General features: G+C 43.7%; 4 protein-coding genes and 1 tRNA gene. 4 read left to right on the forward strand and 1 reads right to left on the reverse strand.

Annotation, left to right across the window (positions count from 1 at the left end; translation table 11 throughout):
• Position 1 precedes the first annotated feature (1 nt).
• Positions 2-1,186, forward strand: coding sequence for a tryptophan synthase subunit beta (gene trpB / locus ACH2DQ_RS14065; protein ID WP_394914791.1), 1,185 nt, complete (start codon positions 2-4; stop codon positions 1,184-1,186).
• Positions 1,179-1,961, forward strand: a complete 783-nt coding sequence (gene trpA / locus ACH2DQ_RS14070) for a tryptophan synthase subunit alpha (protein WP_394914790.1) — start codon at positions 1,179-1,181, stop codon at positions 1,959-1,961. Before trpB ends, trpA begins: the two co-directional genes overlap by 8 nt.
• A 76-nt stretch (positions 1,962-2,037) precedes the next feature.
• Here trpA and ACH2DQ_RS14075 read toward each other — a convergent pair whose 3' ends face one another.
• Complete coding sequence (locus ACH2DQ_RS14075) at positions 2,038-2,961, reverse strand: AEC family transporter (RefSeq protein WP_394914789.1); 924 nt, start codon at positions 2,959-2,961, stop codon at positions 2,038-2,040.
• A gap of 196 nt (positions 2,962-3,157) precedes the next feature.
• Between ACH2DQ_RS14075 and ACH2DQ_RS14080 the strand changes: the two genes are divergently transcribed.
• On the forward strand, positions 3,158-7,069 hold the full coding sequence (locus tag ACH2DQ_RS14080) for a PAS domain-containing protein (RefSeq protein ID WP_394914788.1): 3,912 nt from the start codon (positions 3,158-3,160) through the stop codon (positions 7,067-7,069).
• Positions 7,070-7,207: 138 nt separating this feature from the next.
• Positions 7,208-7,289 (forward strand) — tRNA-Tyr (locus tag ACH2DQ_RS14085).
• Positions 7,290-7,389 lie beyond the last annotated feature (100 nt).

The raw sequence follows: 7,389 nt of genomic DNA on the forward strand, positions 1-7,389 counted from the left end.
CATGAGCAAAGGAAGATTTGGGGAATATGGCGGTCAGTATATTCCGGAGACACTGATGAATGCAGTACATGAACTGGAAGCTGCATATGCGAAATACAGTAAGGATCCTGGATTCATAGCAGAATTGGATGATTTGTATAAGAACTATGCCGGGAGACCGTCATTATTATATTATGCCGAGAAGATGACAGAAGATCTGGGCGGGGCTAAGATTTATTTAAAGCGGGAAGATCTGAACCATACCGGTTCCCATAAGATTAATAACGTGCTTGGACAGGTGCTGCTGGCTAAGAAAATGGGAAAGACCCGTGTTATTGCAGAGACAGGCGCGGGGCAGCATGGTGTGGCAACAGCAACTGCGGCTGCTTTGATGGGCATGGAATGCGAGATATTTATGGGTAAGGAAGATACTGACCGCCAGGCACTTAATGTATTCCGTATGGAGCTGTTAGGTGCAAAGGTACATTCCGTTACCAGCGGGACGCAGACACTTAAGGATGCCGTAAATGAAACTATGAGAGAATGGACGGGCCGCTGCGATGATACGCTTTATGTATTAGGTTCCGTTATGGGACCACATCCATTTCCCACGATTGTTCGCGATTTCCAGAGAATTATCAGCAGGGAGATTAAAGAGCAGATCCAATTAGCAGAGGGTAGACTTCCGGATGCGGTGATCGCCTGTGTAGGCGGCGGAAGCAATGCCATGGGTGCATTTTATGAGTTTATCGAGGATAGTGAAGTACAGTTGATTGGATGTGAAGCAGCAGGACTGGGCGTGGATACGGAAAAACATGCAGCTACAATCGCCAGGGGAAGCGAAGGCGTATTCCATGGCATGAAATCCCTCTTCTGCCAGGATGAATATGGTCAGATTGCACCCGTATATTCTATTTCTGCAGGTCTGGATTATCCGGGGATAGGGCCGGAACATGCTCACCTTGCTGAAATTAACAGAGCGCAGTATGTACCTGTTACGGATACAGAGGCAGTGGAAGCATTTGAATATCTTTCCAGAAAAGAAGGGATTATTCCGGCAATTGAAAGTGCCCATGCAGTAGCATATGCCAGAAAACTGGCACCTACCATGGATAGAGATAAAATTATTGTAATTAACATTTCAGGACGTGGAGATAAGGACGTAGCGGCGATCGCAAGATACAGAGGGGTGAATATCTATGAGTAAGATTAGAAAAGCATTTGAGAATGGAAAAGTATTTATTCCATTTGTTACGGGAGGAGATCCCACCTTAGATGTTACAGAACAGCTATTATATGCCATGCAGGATGCAGGAGCAGATCTGATAGAAATCGGAATTCCGTTTTCAGACCCTGTTGCAGAAGGGATTGTAATTCAGGAAGCAAATGAACGGGCACTTGGGGCAGGCTGCACCACCGACAAATTATTTGATATGATTCTACGTGCCAGACAGAGGGTCACAGTTCCTATGGTTTTCCTTACCTATGTAAATCCTATTTATACTTATGGGAAAGAGAGATTTATGAAACGCTGTGTGGAATGCGGCATGGATGGGATTATTGTACCGGATCTGCCTTATGAAGAGAAAGAGGAGCTTTCCGGTGTATGTGAACAGTATGATGTAGACCTTATTTCCCTCATAGCCCCCACCTCTCATGAGCGGATTCGGATGATTGCAAAAGAAGCAAAAGGCTTTGTGTATTGCGTATCTTCTCTTGGTGTTACCGGAGTCAGAAGCGAGATTAAGACGAACATTGCCGAGATGACAAAAATGGTAAAAGAAGAGACAGATGTCCCTTGTGCAGTAGGATTTGGTATCTCCACGCCGGAGCAGGCGGCTGCGATGGCGAGAGTGTCAGACGGAGCAATTGTGGGTTCCGCCATTGTGAAACTGGTTGCAAAGCATGGAGAAAACGCGGTATCGGCTGTTGCGCAATATGTCCGGGAAATGAAAGCGGCGGTCAGGTCGGTTAATTTATAATTTACGAAATGATCAGGGAATATGTATGAGGGTGATTAAAAAACGGCTAAAGAAAGCCGTTTTTTAATGTCCGGTATTATCCTGCTATGCCCATCGCCACCACCAGTCCTGTCATAATAATCAGACTGACAATTACAGATATAGAATTTGCAAAGCTTGAAAGGGACCCGTCACCATGGCATTTTTCCGTAAATGCCGGAGCAAGTGAACCAATTGGGGCAAATGCTACAACAGCCAGTATCTGCCGGATTTCCAGAGAAAATGGGGTACACCAGTATAAAAACAGGGAGAAGCAGGTACTAAATAAAAGTCTGACAGATACTACAAGGACGGTATCTTTTATGTATAATGGATTGCTGACCGGTTTGAACATCAGACCAAGCATTAACATGGCTAAGAAACTGTTTGCGGAGGCGAAAGGACTCACGAAAGTGATTATCCCATCCGGTATAGGAATATTGAAGAGTGCCAGCAGAAGCATCAGCATATAGGTATCAAAGGGGATGGATGAAGCGAGTTTCTTTGCGATAGAGGTAATACTTGTTTTTTCACCCGGATTGGTGTGAAGCAGGGAGGAAGTAACCGCATAGGATCCCCCGGTCATAATCATGGAGTTACCGGTATCAAACAGACAGGTCACTACGGTTCCGGCTGGACCGAAAAAACTCTGTACAACGGGGAGGGCAAAACAGCCGATGTTGTAGCCGGATGCATTAATCATTGTAAATACGCGTCGCTCCTTTGTCATTTTCCTGGATAACAAGCAAGTGATAATCAATGGCAGAAAACTGCACATGAAGCCCAGTGCAATGATTAAAAACAGGGAAGTATCACGTTTAAAGCCTGCGAAACCGTTGATTACAGCAGCAGGGAGCGTAATATTCAGCACAATCTTGGTGATCAGGGGATAGTCCGTTTCTTTAAAAAATCCAAAACGTTTTAAGAGGTATCCGCCAAAAATAATGAGAAGAAAAGCGAGTGGTTTCAATAAAAATTCCATATGTCACCTCAGTTTAAAACCCACTTACAAGGGGTTTTTATTTTCATTCAGTATAGCATTTTTAAAAGATGGTGAAAAGGGGATTTTTTGCTGCTTGTATTTTGCCGGTTTCTTATCTATAATGAGATTAAAATATAATATAAAGCGGCAACATATGTTTATCCAAAAGGATGGCATAATGTTTAGAGGGATTACTATGAAGGATCGTATAATAACAGAGGTAAAACAATTTGCCCATTGGATTTTGCAAAAGCATTATGTTGAAAATGATGAAGATGCCGTAACTGCTGTATTTGCTCCGAATATTACCTGGATTGGTGCAGGGGAAGATCAGCATGGGAGTTCCAGGGAGGAAACAGCAGAATATTTTCAGAGGTTTCAGGGTAAGATCCCTCCTTGTCATATATGGGATGAAGAATTTGAAGTGACGGAGCTTGGAACCGGTGTTTATTTATGCAGCGGTTTATTCTGGGTAGCAGCCAATGATGATACGGGGCTTTGTATAGAAGAACATCAGCGTATTTCATTCATTTTTCAAAGAAAAAATGATACTTTTGAATGTGTTCATATCCATAATTCCAACCCATACCAGAAGATGGAATCCAATGATCTTTTTCCAAATGAAGAGGGGCGTAAGGCATTCTCTTCCCTGGAAAAGAAAATGGCTGAGATGGAGGAAAAGTTGAGTAATAAGGAACGGGAATTTCAGAAAGCCGTTCATGCACAAAAGCAGACCTATGAGGAGTATATGCAGAAAAACCATCAGATACAGGTTGTTCTCGATGCGATACAAGGCGGGCTTAAAATCAGTATTGATGATGATATGTATACATATGCTTATGTGAGTGATGAATTATGCAGCATGTTTGGCTATACCAGAGAGGAATTCATGGAAGTAACCAAAGGCAGCGCTGTAGGTGCCGTTTATCCGGAAGATCTTCCCAGGGTTTTGAAAGAGTGTGAGGAAGCTTTCCGGGACGGCAGTATGGACTATGCCATTAAATACCGGATAGCCTGCAGGGACGGGTCTTTAAAATGGATCATTGACAGTGGGAAGAAAGTGAAAAATGAAGATGGACAGATCATTATCAACAGCATTTATCTGGATGTAACGGAGATGGAAGAGGCAAATCAGAAAATGGCTTCCCAGAAAGACCTTCTGGACAGTATCTACGATTCCATGATGTGCGGAATTATCCGCTATCAGCTGAAGAATGGGGAGTTTTCTGCTCTTACGCTGAATCACGAAGCACTTCGCATTTTAGGTTATGAATCAGAAGAGGTATGCCATGAACTTGGAGTGGCTGAATTCTATAACAGAATACATGAAGATGATCGCCAGATTATCCTTGACAAAATCAATCAATTGAAGAATCCTGGCGACCGTTTTCAGTTCGAGTACAGGATTCAGGGATCTTCGTCCGAGATTCTGTGGGTATATGGAACGACAGAGCTGATGATGTCAAGTACCGGCGGAAATGTCATACAGCGCGTTATGGTGGATATTACAGAAAAGAAGAAACTGGAATTGGAATTGGAAGAGGAGCACCAGCGGTTTCGAATTGCCATCGAGAGTTCTCCGGCGGTTATTTTTGAATATGATGTTCGGGAGGACCAGTATCGGGCTTATGGTACCCTGTCTGAAAAACGAGGAAAAAATGTTATCGAAGAAATCGTACCTCATTTTTTGAAAAAGGAGCTTTGCTCTTTGGTTGCTAAAAAGGATGCGGCGATTTTACGGGACTTTATGCTGGGCAGATCAGGGAAAGAAATAGAGATCCAAATGGCACCCCATGTAGGCAGCTCACACACTGTGTGGTCTCGGATATCCGGAACTACCATTTATGATGAAGATGGAAATCAGGTTAAAATGATTGGAAAAATGCGCAGCATCCAGTCTGAGAAAGAGAAGGAATTTGCGCTGGAAGAGGCGAAATACAGAGATGGGCTGACTGGCCTGTATACCAAGGAAGCGGGAATCCGTCTGGTTCGTGAATACATGGAACTGAAAAGCCCGGATGAAATCTGTGGGTTAATGCTTCTGGATATGGATAATTTCCAAAAGGTAAATGATGAAGAAGGAAGCGTATTTGCAGATGCCATATTACAGGAAGTGGCAGTGATCCTTAAGTCGGAGACACAGGCAGATGATATTCTGATCCGCTTGGGCGGCGATGAATTCATGCTGTTTTTGAAAGGGTGTACGAAAGGAAGAGCAACGATACTGGGACCTAAGATCGCTTCCATGGTGCAGAATCTGGTGGTTTCGGGGCAAAGCAAAGTGCGGGTATCGGTTACAATCGGAATGTGTGTTACCGAGGTTGTAGATGAATACAGTGGGCTTTACCGGTGTGCGGAAAGTACTTTGAAATATGCTAAAGAGAATGAAAGAGGTCACGCATGCTGTTACCTGGATACTTCAAATGAGCTTGGAACGGTTCTTACAGAACTTTATAAAGAAGCCCATTTTATCAATGAGATCGGCAGACCGGTAAAATACCGGGAAGAGGATCTGACATCCTTTGCCCTTGAACTGTTAGGAAAGGCGAAAAGTCTGGACGATGCCATCTTCCTGCTATTATCCAGAATCGGCAAAACCTATCACTTTGACCGGGTAACAATTCTGGAGATGGATTATGAGTATTTAAGCTACCGTTACACTTACCAGTGGGCAGGAAACCCGTCGGATCTTGAAATGGACCGGGATTTTTATTTACTCAGAGAGGATGTCAGCAGGATTGATCAGTTATTTGATGAAGAAGGGCTTTGCGACAGGATGAACCCCAGGGTTTCTCAAATTCCCTCCTGCCTGATTTCTGCGATCTGGAACCATGGTAAAGTAACGGGTACATTAAGCTTTGAGAGCCGCAAGGAGCAATATACATGGACAAAGGAGCAGCGGAAACTGGTGAAGGAAATGGCTAAAATCATTTTCTCTTTCATTATGAAAGCCCGGGCAGATGCTGTGAGTCAGGCGAAGACGGACTTTTTGTCCAGAATGTCCCATGAGATTCGCACACCTATGAATGCCATTACAGGAATGACTGCAATCGCAAAAACAGTTCTGGATAATAAGGAAAAAGCCCTGGACTGCCTGAATAAAATTGAATCCGCCAATACGTATCTTCTGAATCTTGTAAATGATGTTCTGGATATGTCCAGGATAGAAAGCGGTAAAATAGAGCTTAATGAAGAGAGTATGGATCTGAAAAGACAGATAGAGGATCTTCAATCACTGATGATGCCCCAGGCAATTCGTAAGAACATTGATTTTCGAATGGAAAACAACTATACCAGCAATTGCAGAATTGTGGCAGACGAATTGAGGCTGAATCAGGTTCTGGTAAATATAGTGGGAAATGCCCTGAAATTTACCGGTAACGGAGGACAGGTGCTGGTTCATATAGATTCCCTGCAGGAAGATTCAAACCAGGTGACACTGCGGTTCTCTGTGAAAGACAACGGTATAGGAATTAACAGGGAAGCTCTGGGCAGGATATTCACTGCATTTGAACAGGAAGGAAAGAAAACCTCATCCAAATACGGGGGAACCGGTTTAGGGCTTGCCATATCAAGCAGACTGGTTCAGATGATGGGGGGAAATCTGGAGGTGGAGAGTAAGCCGGGGGAAGGTTCCTTATTTTATTTTACGCTGACTTTCCCATATGGGGAAGACACTGTGATTCCCAATGAAGCAGAGGTGGAACGGGATTATGATTTCAATGGGAAACGGATTCTCCTGGCGGAAGATAATGAACTGAATCAGGAGATAGCCCGAACCATTCTGGAAATGAAGGGGTTTATGATTGAAGCGGTAGAAGATGGACAGCAGGCGGTGGACATGTATATGACCCACCCTCCTTATTATTACCATGCTGTGCTTATGGATATCCGTATGCCGGTTATGGATGGACTGGAGGCTACGAAATGGATCCGTACCTCCGGGCGGGAGGATGCCAGAACAATTCCGATAATCGCTATGACAGCCAATGCATTCAGTGAGGATACAAAAAAGTCCATGGCAAGCGGAATGAATGGTCATTTATCAAAGCCCATAGAAACAGAAGTCCTCTTTGATACCCTGCAAAAGTGTCTGAAAGGGTCGTAATGGTCTTCATTGTGTCAGCATTTGGAATTATTTTGAATAATTCGAAAAAAAGCCTTGCATTTTATCCTTAGTTGTGATATAAATATATCTTGTCAGAACAAAATTAGGACATTGATCTTATACGAGATCAATGTATATGGATGGATTCCCGAGTGGCCAAAGGGGACAGACTGTAAATCTGCTGCAAATTGCTTCGGTGGTTCGAATCCACCTCCATCCATTTCAATGTTTTGTTGACAAAGCGTTGAAAATGTTTTATAATATCATATTAGCGCGGGGTGGAGCAGTCTGGAAGCTCGTCGGGCTCATAACCCGAAGGT

It is taken from the genome of Robinsoniella sp. (genome assembly GCF_034124845.1).